Source organism: Acidobacteriota bacterium (assembly GCA_039028635.1).
Lineage (GTDB): Bacteria > Acidobacteriota > Thermoanaerobaculia > Multivoradales > JBCCEF01 > JBCCEF01.
This window is the reverse complement of record JBCCHV010000006.1, coordinates 61747-78915: the sequence shown is the minus strand read 5'-3', so window position 1 is coordinate 78915 and position 17169 is coordinate 61747. Positions and strand designations below refer to the sequence as shown.

The 17169-nt window shown below is 67.4% G+C and carries 14 protein-coding genes; 11 read left to right on the top strand and 3 right to left on the bottom strand.

The window, feature by feature from the left end; translation table 11 throughout:
- Positions 1–4 precede the first annotated feature (4 nt).
- Positions 5–775 (bottom strand): prolipoprotein diacylglyceryl transferase family protein, encoded by a 771-nt coding sequence (locus AAF604_04225; protein ID MEM7048838.1) that lies wholly within the window; start codon positions 773–775, stop codon positions 5–7.
- Between the two features lie 111 nt (positions 776–886).
- On the opposite strand from AAF604_04225, the gene AAF604_04220 reads away from it, so the two are divergent.
- From AAF604_04220 to AAF604_04200, 5 genes are all read left to right on the top strand, one after another.
- Complete coding sequence (locus AAF604_04220) at positions 887–1273, top strand: VOC family protein (protein ID MEM7048837.1); 387 nt, start codon at positions 887–889, stop codon at positions 1271–1273.
- Positions 1274–1278: 5 nt separating this feature from the next.
- Complete coding sequence (locus tag AAF604_04215) at positions 1279–2283, top strand: hypothetical protein (protein ID MEM7048836.1); 1005 nt, start codon at positions 1279–1281, stop codon at positions 2281–2283.
- 90 nt (positions 2284–2373) lie between these two features.
- On the top strand, positions 2374–3222 hold the full coding sequence (locus tag AAF604_04210; protein ID MEM7048835.1) for a methylated-DNA--[protein]-cysteine S-methyltransferase: 849 nt from the start codon (positions 2374–2376) through the stop codon (positions 3220–3222).
- Positions 3223–3486: 264 nt separating this feature from the next.
- Positions 3487–4023: a thioredoxin-like domain-containing protein gene (locus AAF604_04205; GenBank protein ID MEM7048834.1), complete on the top strand. Its 537-nt coding sequence runs from the start codon at positions 3487–3489 to the stop codon at positions 4021–4023.
- 268 nt (positions 4024–4291) lie between these two features.
- The gene (locus AAF604_04200) at positions 4292–6526 is read left to right on the top strand and encodes a hypothetical protein (protein ID MEM7048833.1); all 2235 of its coding nucleotides are present in this window, start codon (positions 4292–4294) and stop codon (positions 6524–6526) included.
- Positions 6527–6785: 259 nt separating this feature from the next.
- On the opposite strand, the gene AAF604_04195 is transcribed toward AAF604_04200, so the two are convergent.
- A complete protein-coding gene (locus AAF604_04195; protein MEM7048832.1) occupies positions 6786–7811 on the bottom strand; it encodes a hemolysin family protein in 1026 nt (341 codons plus the stop codon).
- A gap of 95 nt (positions 7812–7906) precedes the next feature.
- On the opposite strand from AAF604_04195, the gene AAF604_04190 reads away from it, so the two are divergent.
- On the top strand, positions 7907–8734 hold the full coding sequence (locus tag AAF604_04190; protein ID MEM7048831.1) for an MBL fold metallo-hydrolase: 828 nt from the start codon (positions 7907–7909) through the stop codon (positions 8732–8734).
- Here AAF604_04190 and AAF604_04185 read toward each other — a convergent pair.
- Positions 8725–9507, bottom strand: coding sequence for a hypothetical protein (locus tag AAF604_04185; GenBank protein ID MEM7048830.1), 783 nt, complete (start codon positions 9505–9507; stop codon positions 8725–8727). The two genes, AAF604_04190 and AAF604_04185, sit on opposite strands and share 10 nt — an antisense overlap.
- A 185-nt stretch (positions 9508–9692) precedes the next feature.
- On the opposite strand from AAF604_04185, the gene carA reads away from it, so the two are divergent.
- From carA to AAF604_04160, 5 genes are all read left to right on the top strand, one after another.
- On the top strand, positions 9693–10787 hold the full coding sequence (carA, locus tag AAF604_04180) for a glutamine-hydrolyzing carbamoyl-phosphate synthase small subunit (protein MEM7048829.1): 1095 nt from the start codon (positions 9693–9695) through the stop codon (positions 10785–10787).
- A complete protein-coding gene (locus tag AAF604_04175; GenBank protein MEM7048828.1) occupies positions 10784–12046 on the top strand; it encodes an ABC transporter permease in 1263 nt (420 codons plus the stop codon). Before carA ends, AAF604_04175 begins: the two co-directional genes overlap by 4 nt.
- A 3-nt stretch (positions 12047–12049) precedes the next feature.
- A complete protein-coding gene (locus AAF604_04170; GenBank protein MEM7048827.1) occupies positions 12050–12901 on the top strand; it encodes a carbon-nitrogen hydrolase family protein in 852 nt (283 codons plus the stop codon).
- 85 nt (positions 12902–12986) lie between these two features.
- The gene (locus AAF604_04165; protein ID MEM7048826.1) at positions 12987–14324 is read left to right on the top strand and encodes a sigma-54 dependent transcriptional regulator; all 1338 of its coding nucleotides are present in this window, start codon (positions 12987–12989) and stop codon (positions 14322–14324) included.
- Positions 14311–17166, top strand: a complete 2856-nt coding sequence (locus AAF604_04160) for a PAS domain S-box protein (protein MEM7048825.1) — start codon at positions 14311–14313, stop codon at positions 17164–17166. The genes AAF604_04165 and AAF604_04160 overlap by 14 nt, the downstream gene beginning before the upstream one ends.
- Positions 17167–17169 lie beyond the last annotated feature (3 nt).

Genomic DNA, 17169 nt, shown 5'->3' with positions numbered 1-17169 from the left:
CGGGCTAGCGTCGGCGGGAGATCCAGAAGAAGATCGCCGCCGAGGCGATCATGGCTACCGAGATCCACTGGCTGGTGCTGAGCAGGCCGAGGCCGCCGCGGTCGTCGCCGCGCAGGAGCTCGAGCATGAAGCGCTGGCTGCCGTAGAGGGCCATCCAGGTGGCGGCGAGGGCCCCCGGCGCCGGCCGGCGGCGATTCAACAGCAGGAGCACGGTGAAGTTGATCAGCTCGGCGACCATTTCGTAGGCCGGGCTCGGGTGGAGCGGCACGCCGAGGGGCGTCCCGGCGATCTCCTGGGCTGCCGGATCGGTGTAGACGATGGCCCAGGGCAGGTCGCAGCGGTCACCGTAGCAGCAGCCGGTGAGCAGACAGCCGGCGCGGCCGATGGCATGAGCCAGGGGCAGGCCGAGAAAGAGGGTATCGGCGGTGCGGGCGGGAGGCAGGCGGTGGCGCAGCACGAACCAACCCCCCACCACCAGGGCGCCGAGCACTCCACCGAGCCAGATACCTCCCGCGGCGAGCACCGACCCCCAGGAAGCCGCGCCGGATCGCAGGTCCGGCCAGCGCACCACCACCAGCAAGAGCTTGGCGCCGAGAAGTCCGCCGAGGATGATGCCGAAGTAGAAGTCGGCCCACGGTGCTTGCGGCAGGCGCTGGCGCCCGAAGTGGGAGACCAGCAGCCAGCCGACGATGATCGCCAAGGCCATGGCGGCTCCGTAGCTCGTGATCCGCAGGGGAACGCCGAGGAACTCACTGTCCAGCAGGATGGGGTGCATGGTGGATCTATCTTCGGTGACCGGACGGGTCTTGTCGAGGGTCGGTCGTGGCGCCCTCGCCGGTGCTATTCTGGCGGCCGGTCAATCACCGTGAGGAAAGGAGACGGATTGGTGGAAAGGGTGAAGGGTGTCGGCGGAATCTTTCTCTACGCTGCAGAGCCGGAAAAGCTGGCGGCCTGGTATCGCGAGCATTTGGGCATCACCGCCCCGCACGATTCGGAAGGGGCGCCTTACCACGAGTTCTTTTACCGCGAGGATGCCGAGCCCGAGCGCCGTGGGCGCTTGACCTGGGCGATCTTCCAGGGTGACGGCAAGCCCGAGCTGATCGGCAACTCGGTGGTCAACTACCACGTCACGGATCTCGAAGCCCTGCTCACCCAGCTGCGCGGCGCCGGTATCGAGATCGAGAAGGTCGAAGACTACGAATACGGGAGCTTCGCCTGGCTCGAGGACCCCGAGGGCAATCGCATCGAGCTCTTCCAGGACAAGGAGTTCTGATTTCGGTGCTGCACGTCACCAACGGAGATGGTGCGGCCGAAGTCCTGCGGGCATCGGGAGTGGTGGCCGGAGGAGCGGCCTCCGGCGGCGAGGCCGAGGGCGTCCTGCCGTGGCGCGATGTGTTGCACGACGGGCCGGTGCCGGCATCGCTGGTGCCGGAAGAGCTGGCGGCGGTTCGGGCCTCCTATCTGGCCGGCGACGGCCACGGCGCCGATGAGGGCGAAGTGCGGCGTTTCTTCGCCGAGCGCAATCGGCGCCTGTTGGCGGCGGGCGAGGTTTGCCTGTGGCTCGAGCACGACGTCTACGACCAGCTGCAGTTTCTTGAGATGTCGGCCCTGCTCGACGGCGTGACCGTGGAGGATGACGAGCGAGCAGTCTTCCTGATCGCCATCGACGACCATCCCGAAGTCGACGACTTTCGTGGTCTGGGGCAGCTCTCTCCAGACCAGATGGCGGCCCTCTGGCCGCAGCGCCGGCGCCTGGGTCGGCAGGAGATCTCCTGGGCAGCCCGCGGCTGGCAGGCCTTCCGGGCGCCCCGGCCCGCGGCTCTGGTGGAGTGGCTGGAGGAGCCGGCGCCGGAGGGCTCGTTGGTGCCGGCGGCGATGACCCGCTGGCTGGCCGAGTATCCGGCGGTCGAGAGCGGTTTGGCGCACAGCGAGACCGTCATGCTCCGGGCACTCGTGGCCGGCCCCCTCGAAGGCCACGCCCTGTTCAAGCGCCATCTCGCTTCCGGAGACCGCCTGCTGTTCGGCGATACCAGCTTTGCCCTGCGTCTCGCCGAGCTCGCCGCGGGAGAGCTGCCCCTGGTCGCGGCCGACGGCGACGGTTGGCAGGCGAGCTACCGCCTGCTGCCGGCCGGCCGGCAGGTGCTCGACGGCGAGGTCGATCGGGTTTCGCGGGCCGGCATCGACCGCTGGCTCGGCGGCGTCCATCTCCAGGGGCGGTCCTTACCGGTGCGCTGGCACCCCGGCGAAGAACGACTGGTGTCGGAGTCTCCCGCGGGCGGCTGAGGGCCGGGACGCACCGGCCCGAGCCGGCGGTGCAAGAATCGGGTGGAGAGAGCGCGCTCCGATCCCTAGGCTGGGGTCATGCAAGAGACGATGACTTCCCCTTCCGAGTCCTACGCCCGCGTCGAGGCGGCGATTCGTTACCTCGAACGCCACCATGTCGAGCAGCCGGAGCTGCGCGATGTCGCCGGCGCTCTCGGTTTGAGCCCCTCCTATCTGCAGCGCCTTTTTCGGCGTTGGGCCGGGGTCAGCCCGAAGCGCTTCCTCCAGCACCTGACGGTCGAGACCGCCAAGGCACGCCTCGACGACGACGTCTCTCTGCTCGAGGCGTCTTGGGATGTCGGTCTCTCGGGCCCGAGCCGGCTGCACGATCACTTCGTGGCCCTCGAGGCGATGACGCCCGGTGAGTACAAGGCCGGCGGTGGAGATTTCGAGATTCTCTACGGTTTCCACCGCAGCCCCTTCGGCGAGGTCCTGATCGCCGAGACGCCGCGGGGCATCTGTCACCTTTCCTTCGTTGCCGAGGACGAGGCCGAGAGGCAGGTCGAGGCGCTCGCCCGGCGCTGGCACCGCTCCAGCCTGCGACGCGACGACGGGGCGACCGCCAGGGCTTTCGACGGAGCCTTCGGAGAGCTCGGCGGAAGGCAGCGCCTGGCGCTACTGGTGCAGGGCACGAACTTTCAGATCCAGGTTTGGCGGGCGTTGCTGCGGGTACCGCCCGGACGGTTGGTGTCCTACGGCAAGGTGGCCGAGGCGGTCTGCCAGCGCAGCGCCGCCCGCGCCGTCGGCTCGGCGGTGGGGGCGAACCCGGTGGCTGTGCTGATCCCGTGTCACCGCGTCTTGCGGGCGAGCGGCGAGCTCGGCGAGTACCGATGGGGAGCGACCCGCAAGCGTGCCCTGGTGGCCTGGGAGGGGGCGCGTCTGGCGGAAGAGCCGGCCTGAGGTACGGGGGTTCATCGAGGCCCCGGGCGGCGGTGGCTGGCAGACGCCGGCAAGGCTCACGAATCGGGATCGACCGCCTCGCCGGCCGCGGCGTACCGGCAAGCCGGCGCCAGCGCGGAAAACCGCGGTCTCCCTAGGCCATCCGAGAACGACCTTCTGCGCGTAAGATGAACGCACGGGAGGGTTCGGAAGCGCTCACCGTCGTCGAGGCGCCCTCCAGCCGCCCGCAACATTCAGTCCATCGCCGAGGAATCTGCCGCCGCCATGAGCTCCAAGTCCACGCCGATCCGCGCCGTCGTGACCTTCTTTCTCTGGGTCTTCCTGTTGACCGTCACCTACCGCTTCTTGAGCGGCCGCATCGCCGCCTCGGGCTGGGTCGGTGAGGCGGCGCCGGTGGTGGCGAGCCAGGCCTTGTCGGGGGAATCCTGGAGTCTGGCCGAGGCCCGCGGCAAGGTGGTGGTGGTGGACTTCTGGGCCACCTGGTGTGGCCCCTGCATGCGCGCCATGCCCAAGCTCGAAGAGCTGCAGGAGACCTTCGGCGAGCGCGACGATTTCTTGCTGGTGGGAGTCTCGGTGGACCGTGATCGCGGCCGCCTGGAGGAGGTCGTCGCCGATCTCGGGCTGCCGTGGCTACAGATTCACGAAGGCGAAGACAATCCTCTCGCCGAGGCGGCGGAAGTTCGTCGCCTACCCACCGTCTGGGTGATCGATCGCCAAGGTGTCGTGCGCGCCGTCAACCCCCGCAAAGGCAAGCTCTTCCGCCTGGTGCGGAAGCTCCTCGAAGAGCCCGCCACGGCCTGATCAGGCTCGAGCAGCCTGCTGACAGGTTGCTGCAGGACTCATCGGCAATCTGCGGCCGGGCCTGAGTTGGTGTTGGGCCGAGTTTTTTTGACAATTGGATCGGTTGGAGCGACCCGGATTTTCGGTCTCGAGCTCATGATTCCCTCGGGCAAGGTCCGGTCGAGCGAAGCAGGATAGCGTCGCCGAAGGAGCCAAGGCATGGACCTTGAGGCTGGGTTGGAGGCCTGTTCCCTGATTCAGCACTCTTTTTTTGGGAGGTCGGGCATTCATGAGGCAAGCGGTCTACTGTTTCGAGCATCCACCGAGCCGGACCCTCTGCCGAGCCGGTGCCCACGAGTTGCAAATTTTCCGTGATCAGGAGCTGACCCGTACGGTTCGCGTGAAAGGCATGGTGAGCTCGTCATCCGCGGGCAAGGTGGCGTTCCGCGATCCCTACGACAGTCAGGACAAGGTAATCGACCTGACGGTCTCTTCCGACCCAGAACCCGCCATTTTGCCCGAGGGTGCCGGAATTCTCCATCCGGCCGGCGAGTATCTTTTCTCGGTATCGCATCGTGAGTATCCCTACGAGGAGCCCATCTCCGGCCGGACGGTGGCGGGTCTGCTGAAGGTTGCGATCGATAGCGGAGAGGTCGTTTGGCGATGCGCCGGCGAGGGCGTTGCGCGGCAGATTCATCCGCTTGGCGAAGAGGCGGAAAAATCTCCTTTCAGCCTGCGTGAGCCCAAGGCTCCGGAGCAGCCGATCACCGACACGTTTCCTCAGCTGGTCCTCGCGCCGGAGGGTGAAACTTGGGCTTTGGTAGGCAGCCATCGGGTGGCGATCGGCCAGGGCGCTGACCTCAAGGCTGACGTGTGGTGGAAGAACCCTGCCTTCTCGCCTGCGAATGGATTCTTCGACCCAAAGACGGATCAATTCTATCTGTCAGGTCACGACGGAATCCTCTGCCTCTCGCTGGAAGGGGAGGTGATTTCGCGGTGGGACGGTAGGCTACCTTGTGAGCCCTACGAAAACCGCTTCGGCCGCAGGGCGACGTCCCGCGCCGTGGGGGCGGCGAGCCCGGTGATTCGCCGCGACGAGGATTTGCTGGCCATCGTTCCCCTTCCCCGGCAGGGAAATCGGGTCACAGGCGGCAAGCCCTGCTGGTATGAGGTTCACCGGTTCGATCCTGAGACGCTTGTCCCTCGGGGGCCTTTGGATGGTATGACGCGACGTCGTCTGTCTACCGAATGGGGGTGCCTTTTTTCCCTGGCGGACGGCTCCCTGGCCTGGGGGCCGGCGGAGGAGCCTTTGCTCATCCTGCCCACCGAAAGCTGTGAGCGGCGGACCACGGAGTGGATTCAGATCGTCGGTGACGAGCCCCCTCCGCGAGTGCCGCATCCGGAGGACGATCCGGACTACGACGTGACGATCGGAACCGAGGGTTCCTTGGAGGATCTGAGCTCGGCGACTCCGGGGCAACGCCGCTCTCTGGTCCGGTATCTGTTGCAGGAGCTTCAGTCCGATCCCCGTTTCGAGCAACTCCTCCTCCTCGATCCGGATAGCTTTCGCCCCTACGCCAACTCGATTTTGGGCTGGAGCGAGGACTCCCACGGCCAGTTGGAGAACGTGGACTTCGACACCTTCTGGTGGGTGGCTCAGGGTGCTTCGGACGAGGCTGTGGAGAAGCTGGCCTCAGCCCTCGAGAAGAGCCTCGGAGAGGGACTCGATACGGGCCATGACGGCGGTCCGCGACTTACGGAGATTCAGCGGATTCGGACCATGCTCCTTCTCGGGGTTCTCAGTGATCGGTCGCTCGAGCGACTGGGCGAGTTGGGCCGCGAATATCGAGCGGTTGCCGAGCTGGCGTCTGAGCATCAGGTAGCCGTTCCGAAGGAGGGCCCCGCGCAGCTCCGTTTCTCGCCCGGATCTTTGGAGGTCGTGGCGGAACCCGCGACGGGGCGAGGCCGCCCGCAGCACTCGACGGGAGTACTGTACGGTCCCGAGTTCAACCAGCTCTTTTCGCTGGAGCGCTCGTTGACCTGCCTTCGGTCACCCGAGCATGTGTTGTCGGCCAAGGTTTCGTGGTTGCCCGGGGATCCGCTCGCCGGCTCCGCCCTGCCGGTTCAGCACTGGTTTTTTCCGTCCTGTTCGCAGTGCGACGACAATCTCGAAGACCGAATCGACTTTCTCGTGGATTCCGCATCGGAGAAAATCGAGCTCCGGGGCCATTTCCACAAAGCCGAGAGCTGTTGCCCCGGAGACGGGGAGGAGGCCGACTTCCCCAAAGTCCACCTCCGGATCGCCCCTTATTCACCCGAACAAGAATCGACCAACCGACACCTTGGCCGTCTCGGAGGACGGGTCTCATACCGGTCCGCGCATTGTCCGACCTGCGGTGAGCTTCAGTTCTATGTCGGCTGGATGCACGCTTCAGCCGTTCGAAGCGATTTGCCTTACGTCACCCTGTACGGATTTCAGTGTGAGCGGTGCGGTATCGGAACCCTCTTGGTCGAGATGACCTGACGCTGTGGGACCGCCTGGATCGATTCGGCGGAATCGATGGACAGCAGTCTGCTAGCAGGTTGCTGAAAAAGTCATCGGCAACCTGCGACCGAGCCCGGGAGGGCTCGGCGGCGGCAAGGTCGCCGCGACGGGAGAGGAGGCCCAAGAACCGCGCTTCTTGGGCCGGAGCGGGACGCGCAGTCAGGGGCGCGTAGCCCCTCTCGGAAAAAACGGCTAGCAGCGCTGGAAAAGTCGCGAAGCGGACTTTTTCAGCAGCCTGCTAGTTCTCGAGCGCCCGGCGGCGGGCGACTTCCTGCAGGTCGTCGTGCAGGTCGTGCTCGTCGACGATCTCCGAGCCCAGCAGGCACTCGAGGACGTCCTCGAGGGTGACCACTCCCTCGAAGCCGCCGTACTCGTCGGTCACGCCGACCATGTGCTGGCGCTCCTGAATCAGCTTGTTGAGAAGCTCGTGGCCGCGCATGGTCTCGGCGACGAACTCCATCGGACGCATCAGATCGCCGAGGGTGAGGGAGGCCTCGTCGGCGAGCAGCCGGTCGACCACTTCGCGGCGCAAAACCAGGCCGCGGACCTCGTCCTTGTCCGCCCCTTCGGTGACCGGGACGCGGCTGTGGCGCCAGCGACCGCCGAGGTCGCGCAGCGCCGAGAGGGGTGTCTCGAGGGGCTCCGAGTGAACCACCGTGCGCGGCGTCATCAGGTCGCCGGCGGTCACCTGGTCGAGGAGCAGGGCGTTTTCCACCCAGCGCTGCTCCTCCGGTCGCAAGGAGCCACCGGCATGGGCCAGCCGTGACAGGGCCATCACCTCGTCCTCGCTGGGGTGCTCGCCGTGACCGCCCTTGCCACCGATCCAGCCCATCACCACTTTCGAGGCTTTGACGATCGGCCAGACCATCCAGATCATCCCCTGCATCGGCCAGGCCACCAGCGGCCCCAAGGTGAAGGCATGGCGAACCCCGAAGCTCTTCGGGATGATCTCCGTGAAGACCAGCACAGCGATGGTGAAGACGGCGGCGAAGACCCCGACGGCGGGGTCGCCGAAGTGGCGCCCGACCATCGCGCCGCACCAAGCCGAGCCCACCGTGTGGGTGATGGTGTTGACGGTCAGAATGGCTGCGATCGGCTCGTCGATATGCTCGCGCAGCCCGGCGAGCTTGTTGGCGCCGGACTTGCCGCTCTCCTTCAGGATTTCGATTTGCGAGGGCGTGACGGCATAGAGCACGGCCTCGAAGAGGGAGCAGAGAAAAGAGCCGAGAAGAGTGATCGACGCGACAATCAGTATGGTGGTCACGGCGCGATTCTACCGATTTCTCAGGCGCTGGAACTTCCGCCCGGTGGAATCGGTCCAAGGGGAAGGGGGAGACCTCCCCGGAAAGGAGGCGAGGGATGGCGAGAGCGGGCCGAGGATTGTTGCTGTGGATCGGTTGGCTGGTGCTGGTTTCGCCGCTGATCGCGGCCGAAGTCGAGGTTCTTTTCACTGCCAACGAGGGCGTTCTGATCCGTGCCGGCGACGAGGCGGTGCTGATCGATTCGCACCTCGCCGAGCCCTACAGCCTCTACGGTGCACTGCCGGCGCCATTGCTCGCTAAGCTCGAAGCGGCGGCGCCACCCTTCGACACGGTCGATCTGGTGCTCGCTAGCCACGTCCATCGCGATCACTTCCAGGGGCCTCCGGCAAAGGCCTTCCTGGCCGCACGTCCGCAGGCCTTGCTGGCCTCTTCGCCGCAGGTGCTGGAAGCTCTCGGAGAGCCACCGCCGGGGGAGGGGCGGCTCCGTTCGGTGCTTCCGCAGCCGGGGGAGAGTGAGACCCTGCGGCGGGGTGGCATCGAGGTCGAGTTCCTGCGCCTCTCCCACGGTTCGGGACGCCACGCCCGGATCCAGAACCTCGGTCACATCATCCGCATCGGCGGGGTGAAGATTCTGCATATCGGTGACGCCTTCGACGATCCTGCGAACTTCGCTCCCTACGGCCTTGCCGAGCGCGACCTCGACCTGGTGCTGGTGCCCTACTGGTTCTACTGGTCGGCGAGCGGCCAGGAATGCTTGCGCCGCCACCTGCACGCCAAGGCTGTAGCGGCGGTGCACATTCCGCCGCAAGAGCTCGATGGAGTGCGTGCCGAACTGGCGAAGCGTTTCCCGGAGGTTCAAGTACCGGGACGGGCCCTCGAGCCGATCCGCCTCACCGCCGCCTCGGCGGCGGAGCCTCAGAACTGAACGTGGGCCTGGAAGAACAGCGGCAGATCGACCCGTCGTGAGACCAGGTCATCGGCCATTTCGGGAGTGATCTCGAACTGGCCGGCGCGCTCGCCGGTGGGGGTGACCAGCACGAGCTGGAAGGACTCGAGGTCCGAGTCCTCGGTGGCCTGCCGGAGGGCTGCCGCGGCCACTGCGATGGCCCGGAAGACCTGGGGCTCGGAGCTGGTGACGACTCGCGCCAAGAGGCTGCGGCGCCCGGTGCCCTCGAGAATCTCGACATCCTCGAGGCCCTGGCTCTGGAACAGCCCGACGATGGCGCTGGCGCGCTCGACATCGCCGTAGGGCCGCTGTGGAGCCGCTCGCAGGTCGGTGTGGCCGGAACGGGTCAGGGGCAGTCCGGTGGCGAGGTCGGTTCCCGGGGCATCGCCTTGGTTGCGGTCGAGGTTGGTCGACGACCGGCTGGCGATGAGGTCGGCGAGGGTCTTGCGGTCGACCTGCTGCTGCACCTCGTCCTTCTTCATCTCGCGCACTCGGCCACCCTCGAGGACCAGCGCCGTGCCGAGGTTCTGCTCGTTGGCGGTGCGGGTGCGCTCGACGTCGATCTCGCCGGCATCGAGAAAGGTTCGGGTGCCGTTGATGTAGGTGAAGTAGGCGGTGCCGTCGATCACCTCGTAGGCCTCGCGGGCTTCGATCTTGGAACCGTCCTTGAGATAGATGGTGTAGGCCGCGGCGGGGGCGGCGAGGAGCAGCGACAGAAGGGTCGGAACGAGGGCTTTCAGCAGACGATTCATGGCATTCTCCCGATCGAAGCTCTGCTATCATACCGCGACCTCGGCGGCCCCTTTCGGCGGCTCTTCGCGGCCGCGGCAGGGACGCGACGGGATCGCGTTTTCCGAGGCTCGTGGCGCTGCCGACGGCATCTTCCCGAGAACCAAGAATCCCCCAATTCGAAGCGAGCGACGACATGGAGACGGCCATGACCTCGGTGCCCCGCGAAGGTTTCCTGCTGCTCGAAGACGGCAAGCTCTTCCGTGGCACGGCGGTGGCCCCGGGGACCTGCTTCGGCGAGGTGGTTTTCAACACCTCGATGACCGGCTATCAGGAGATCCTCACGGATCCCTCCTACCGCGGCCAGATCGTCATCATGACCCAGCCTCACATGGGCAACTATGGCGTGCTGGAAGAGAGCTCCGAATCGCGCCGGCCGTGGGTCGAGGGCTTGCTGGTGCGGCGCATGACGGAGCGGCCGTCGGGCACCGCCAGCGATGAGTCCCTGCCGCAGTATCTGCGCCGCTGGCAAGTGCCGGCGCTGGAGGATCTCGATACTCGCGCGGTGGTGCGCCATCTGCGCCATCACGGCTCGTTGCGTGGCGTGGTGACCACCGAGCGCGACGATCTCGAGAGCCTCGCCGCCGAGCTCGCCGAGTTCCCCACCATGGAGGGCCGTGCCCTGGTCGACGAAGTGACCTGCTCGGAACCCTGGGAGTGGCCGGAGCCGCCGCCGCGCCAGCGCTGCCACCTGGCGGTCTACGATTTCGGGGTCAAGGCCAACATCCTGCGCTCGCTGGCGGAGCGCGGCGCCCGCCTGACCATCGTGCCGGCCCGCACGTCGGCCGAGAGCATCCTCGAGCTGGGCGTCGACGGCGTGGTGCTGTCGAACGGCCCCGGCGACCCGGAGCCCCTCACGGAGGTGGTCGAGAACATCCGGGCGCTGATCGCCTGCGACCTGCCGATCCTTGGCATCTGCCTCGGTCATCAGCTCCTCGGTCTGGCCCTCGGGGGCCGCACCTTCAAGCTCAAGTTCGGCCACCACGGCGGTAACCAGCCGGTGCACGACCAGCACAGCGGCCAGGTGGCGATCACTAGTCAGAACCACGGCTTCGCTCTCGATGCGGCCTCCCTGCCGCGCCAGGTCGAGGTCAGTCAGCGCAATCTCAACGACCAGACGGTCGAGGCCTTCCGGGTCGGCGACCGGCCGATTTACGCCGTGCAGTACCACCCGGAGGCGGCGCCCGGGCCGCACGATGCGAGCGAGCTCTTCGATCGCTTCTTGGCCCGGGTCGTGCGGTGACCTCGCCGGCGATCGCCAGCCCTGCGGAGCGCGACCGCCCGGGACTGCGAGGTCCCCTCAGTTGGGTGATCGCCTGGCGCTTTCTGCGCGGTCGCCGGAGCCGACTCCTCGACGGCACGGCGCGGGTGGCGCTGGCCGCCACCGCCCTCGGGGTTCTCGCTATGGTGATCGCCATGGCCCTGATGACCGGCTATCGCGAAGACCTGCGGCGCAAGCTGATCGAGGGCAACGCGCCGGTGATGGCGCAGTCGCTGATTCCCGGTGGCCAGGACTTGAGCCAGCAGCAGCGCACCGCCCTCGAGGCCATCCCCGGCGTGGTCGCCGTCGGACGCGTCGCCTTCGCCCAGGGAACCCTCTCGCTGCCCGGCAGCGGTAGCGACAGCCTCGAGGTCACCTTGCGCGGCGTGGAGCCCGGCGGGGGGCAGCTCGGAGCGTCCGCCGCCGACCTCGGTGTGGCCGCCGACGGCACCGCCGGCGCCGTCCTCGGCAGCGAGCTGGCGCGCCGTCTGGGGGTCTCCGTCGGCGACCAACTGCGCCTCGTCGTGCTCGGCTTCGAGGCCGGCCGGCCGCGTTTCCGCTACCGCAGCCTGCGGGTCAGCGACACCTTCACGGTGGGCTATGCCGAGTTCGATGCCGCCTGGGTGCTGGTGCATCGCGACCTGGTCGAGGACAGCAGCGGCGCCGGCGCCATGGGGCTCTACGAGCTCACCCTCGACGACCCGGATCGGCCGGCGGGGGTGGTCGAGAAGGCCGAGGAGATACTCGGTCCGGATTTTCTGGTCAGCGACTGGCGGTTGCTCAACCGCGACCTGTTCACCGCCCTCGAGGGCCAGCAGAGAGCCCTGTTCCTGATCCTCGGCCTGATCGTCCTGGTGTCGACGTTCAATGTCGCCTCGACGCTGGTCGTGCTGGTGCGGGACCGCATGCGCCAGCTCGGCGTCTTGGGGGCGATGGGACTGTCGCCGGCGAGCCTGCGCGCCATCTTCCTGACCTATGGCTCGGTCCTCGGTTTGGTCGGCGTGCTCCTCGGAGCGGGCCTCGGGACCCTGATCTGTTGGCTGCTGACGGAGTTCGAGCTGATCCGCTTCGATCCCGACGTCGCCGCCATCTACTTCATCACCTCGGTACCCTTTCGGGTCCGGCCGGCGGACCTGGCGGCGATCGTCGGCTTCGCCCTGGCGGTCAACTTGCTGGCCTGCGCCCTGCCCGCCTGGCGGGCGGCACGGGTCGACCCGGCGACCGCCCTACGCTACGAGTGAGCCATGAGCCCAGAACGAGCCTCGTCGGATCCTTCGTCCCATCGCGAGCCGCTGCTGGCGGCGGTGCTGCAGATGAACGCCAGCTCCGATGCCGCAGGCAACTGGCGGCAGGCGCGGGATCTGGTGGCGCGGGCGGCGGCCGCCGGCGCCCGGCGGGTGGCGACTCCCGAGAACACCAACTACCTCGGCCCCCACGAGGAGAAGGTGCGTCTCGCCGAGACCCTCGATGGACCGACCTGCGAGCGCTTCGGTGGTCTCGCTCGGCAGCATCACCTTCACCTCCTGCTGGGTTCGTTCAACGAGCGTTCGGCGGATCCACAGCGCTGCTACAACACCTCCGTTCTGTTCGGCCCGGACGGTTCGCAATTGGCGATCTACCGCAAGATCCATCTCTTCGATGTCGACCTCTCGGAGCAGGTTTCCTTTCAGGAGTCGCGCACCGTCGTCGCCGGAGAAGAACCGGTGGTGGCGGCGACGCCGTGGCTCGCTCTCGGTCTGTCGATTTGCTACGACCTGCGCTTTCCGGAGCTTTACCGCCGGCTGGTCGATGCCGGGGCCGAAGCCCTCGCCGTGCCGTCGGCCTTCACCCTCACCACCGGACGGGCGCATTGGTATCCCCTGCTGCGCGCCCGGGCGATCGAAAACCAGTGCTACGTGCTGGCGCCGGCGCAGCAGGGACGCCACGACGACCGCGGACTGCGCGAGAGCTTCGGCCACGCCATGATTATCGATCCTTGGGGTCAGGTGCTGGCGACGGTCGGCGAAGGCCCCGGTCTGGCCCTCGCCGAGATCGATCCGGCGCGGGTGCAGCGGCTGCGTCGCGCCATGCCGGTGACGGACCATCGCCGCCTTTGACCCGCAAATTCGATCCGGGATTCTGCCCGGTCTTTGCTAAAGTGCTCCTGTGACTTCCTCAACTGGATCAGAGGATCTGATCCTGGTGGTCGACGACGATCTCAGTCTTGGGAGCCTCGTCGCGCGTTGGGTGGAGCTGGAGGGATTCGAGCCTTTGCTCGCCGACAGCGGAGAGGCTTGCCTTGCCCAGTTGACCCGCTCGCTGCCGTCGGCACTGGTGCTCGACCTCAATATGCCGGGGATCGGGGGCATGGAGGTCCTGGAGCGGGTGCGCAAGAGCCATCCGCGACTGCCGGTGATCGTCCTGACGGCGGATCGCGATGTCGCCACCGTGGTCGAGGCGATGCGCCACGGTGCCTTCGACTTCCTCGCCAAGCCGATCGAGCGCACCAAGTTCGTCACCACCCTGGGCAATGCCGTCGAGCGTTATCGCATGGCGGTGCGCTTGCGCCAGCTCGAGCGCGAGGTCGAGGGTCGCGGTCAGGGCGACATCATCGGCCAGTCGCCGGCCATGAAGCGGCTGTTCCGTCAGCTCGGACGCCTCGCCGGGAGCGATGTCACGGTCCTGATCCAAGGCGAGAGCGGCACCGGCAAGGAGCTCATCGCGCGCTCCATCCATCGCGAGAGCGAGCGCCGCGATGGCCCCTTCGTGGCCCTCAACTGTGCGGCCATTCCGGACAGTCTGCAGGAATCCGAGCTCTTCGGACACGAGAAGGGCGCCTTCACCGGTGCCGAGAAGCGCCGTCTCGGCCGCTTCGAAGAGGCCGATGGCGGCACCCTGTTTCTCGATGAGGTGGCCGAGCTCTCCCTGTCGCTGCAGGCCAAGCTGCTGCGCGCTCTGCAGGAAAGGACCTTCCGGAGGGTCGGCGGCTCGACCGACGTGGTCTCCGATTTTCGCCTGGTGGCGGCGACCCATCGTGACCTGAGGGGCCAGGTCGAGGCCGACGCCTTCCGCGAGGATCTCTACTTCCGTATCGCCGTTTTCGAGCTCGCCGTACCGCCGCTGCGCGAGCGCGAGGGCGACCTGCCCCTGCTGGTGGAACGGCTGCTCGCCAAGATCGCTCCGCAGCGGTCCCTGAGCTGTTCTCCGGACACTCTGGCGCTGCTCGCCGAGCAGCCCTGGCCGGGCAACGTGCGAGAGCTCGAAAATGCCCTGCACCACGCTACGGTGGTCTGCGAAGACGACCTCATCACGCCCTCCGACCTCCCGACGCGACTGGATCGTCCGGCGGCGGTGTCGCGGCCTGAGCCCACCGCTCCTGCCGAATCCATCCACGAGGGCCTGAGCCTCGAAGAGATCGAGCGCCGCGCGATCCAGGCTTCCTTGGGTGCCAACGAAGGCAACCTCTCAGAGGTCTGTCGCCAGCTCGGCATCGGTCGCACCACCCTCTATCGCAAGCTCAAGAAATATGGTCTCCGCTGACCCCGTCGATCGCCAGGCCGATCCCAATCCGGTGGTTCGGCTGAGTCGTGATGGCGAGATCCTCTATGCCAATCGGGCCAGCGGTCCGATCCTGGCGGCCTGGGGTTCCGGGGTCGGCGGTCGGCTCCCGGAGAGCTGGCGGCGACGCTTTCAGCAGGTGCTGCTGGGGGACGACCTCGGTCCCCTCGAGCTCGAGGCCGATGGTCGCTGCTTCGAGCTCGCCATCGCCCCACCGGACGGCGAGGGCTGCTCCGCCCTCTTCGGTCGTGACATCACCGAGCGGCGCCTCGCCGAGCGGATCTCGCGGCAGTACGAGTTCATCGTCAACTCGTCGCCGGACCTGATGAGCTTCATCGGAACCCACTTCGTCTACCGGGCGGTGAGCGACTCCTACTGTGCCGGACACGGTCGCGATCGCAGCGGCCTGGTGGGACGAACCGTCGCCGAGGTGTGGGGCCAGCGGCAGTTCGAGGAGGTCCTGCGGCGGCCTCTCGAACAGGCTTTGGCGGGCGAGCAGGTGCGCTACCGCGCCTGGTTGACCTTGGCCGGTAGCGGCCGCCGTCACTTCGAGGTGATCAACTCACCCTACCGGGCGGACGGGGTGCGGGTGAGTCACGTCGCGGCGGTGGCGCGCGACATCACCGAGACCAAGCTCATCGAGCAGCGCCTCGAGGAAAGCGAGCGCCGCAATCGCCATATCGTCGAGCACAGTCAGGGGCTGATCTGCACTCACGACCTCGACGGGCGCCTGCTGTCCGTCAACCCGGCGGCGGCGGCCGCCCTCGGCTACCTGCCGGAGGACCTGCGGGGCGTGCCGCTGGCGGAGCTGTTGGCGCCGCGGGTGCGCGACCAGATGGCCTCTTATCTCCAGATGCTGCGGGACGAGGGGGTGGCGCAAGGCATCATGCGGGTACTGACCCGCTTTGGCGAGGAGCGCGAATGGGCCTACTCCAACTCCCACTGGGAAGAGTCCGGCAGGCCGCCCTACGTCCTCGGCCATGCTCTCGACGTCACCGAGCGGCGCCAGGCACGCCGTGAGCTGGTCGAAGCTCGCCGCCTGGCGGAGACCGCCAACGAGGCCAAGGGCCAGTTTCTGGCGGCGGTCAGCCACGAGGTCCGCTCGCCTCTCAACGTCATCCTGGGGATGACCGAGCTGGCCCTCGGTACGGAGGTCTCGGACGAGCAGCGCGAGTTCCTTTCCCTGATCGCGGTCAACGCCCAGGCGGTTCTGCGTTTGATCAAGGAGCTGCTGCAGTTCTCTCGCATCGAGGCCGGCGAGCTCGAGTTCGAGGAATTGCCCTTCGAGCCGGCGAAGGTGGTTCGAGAGGTGATCGAAAGCCTGACCCCGGAGGCTCGCAAGAAGAATCTCGATCTGGCCTGCGAGATCGCTCCCGGCATCGAGGCGACCCTCGTCGGGGAGCCGGCACACCTGCGTCAGGTGCTGGTCAACCTGGTCAACAACGGCATCAAGTTCACCTCCCGGGGCAGGGTGTCGGTGGCCCTGAGACCGACGACGGCGCAGGCTCCCGGCGAGCTCGGACTGCACTTCGCGGTCGCCGACACCGGAGTCGGTATCGCGCGCCGAGATCTGCGCCGAATCTTCGATCGCTTCGTGCGCGGTGGCTCCGGCGAGCAGGAGGGAACTGGCCTCGGTCTCAGCATCGCCCGCACCCTGGTCGAGATGATGGGAGGGCGCATCTGGGTCGAGAGTCAGCCGGGGAGCGGGAGCCGATTTCACTTCGAGCTCAGCTTCCAACGCTTCGTGCCGCCCCGCGAGGAAGCGGATGATCGGCCCCTCCGCCGCTTCGCCCAGGGACGCGTGCTGCTGGTCGAGGACCATCCGGCGGTCGGTGAGCTGGCGCGGCGTCACCTGAGCTCGGCCGGTCTCGAGGTGGAATGGGAGCGCCGCGGCGATGTCGCCCTGCGGCGGGCGACCGCCGAGGTCTTCGACCTGGTTCTGATGGATCTCGAGGTTCCCGGCCTCGCCGGCCTCGAGGCGGCGCGCGTTCTACGGCAACGGGAGCAGCGGGCCGGGAGGCCTCCGGTGCCCATTCTGGCGCTCACCGGCCACGGTGGCGAGGCGATCGCCGCGCAATGCAAGGAGGCTGGCATGAACGACGTGCTGGTCAAACCCTTTGACCGCCACCGGTTGATCGACCGGGTGGCAAGCGTCATCGATCGTCGTCCCGCGATTTTGGTGGTCGACGAGTCTTCGGCCTTGCGGGATCTCTATTCGCTCTATCTCGGCGACCTCACCGGACGCTTCCGGATCGTTCCCCACGACGACCCCGACGAAGCCTGGCGACATGCCTGCGGCGGTAGCGTCGCTCTGGCCCTCCTCGACCTGGAGATGGCGGAGCCCGGCGGCGTTGCCCTGGTGCGGCGTCTGCGCAACGATCCACGGACCGCCGATCTCGCCATCCTGGGGGTGATCGATCCGGAGGATGCGCGCGCCGGCGAGGTCGGCTGCAACCTCTGCCTCAACAAGCCGATGGGGGAGGAGGCGCTGATGACGGCGGTACACCGAGTGCTGACCGGCCCGCCGCCGATGTCGCTGCCGCAGGACGATCCCGAGATCCGCGCCATGCTGCCGGAGTTCCTGGCGCGCTGCCAGCACGACTACGAACAGCTTCAGCAGGCGGTGAAGGCGCGCGATCTGGCACCCATCCGTGCCATCGGCCATGCCCTCAAGGGTAGCGGTGGGTCCTTCGGTATACCGGAGATCAGCGCCATCGGGGCAGACCTCGAGCAGGCCGCCCGTCGCCACCGCTGGCCGGTCATCGCCAGTGCCCTGCGGCGCTTCGAAGGGCTGCTGCTCAACCACGGCTACGGCCAAGAGTAGCCG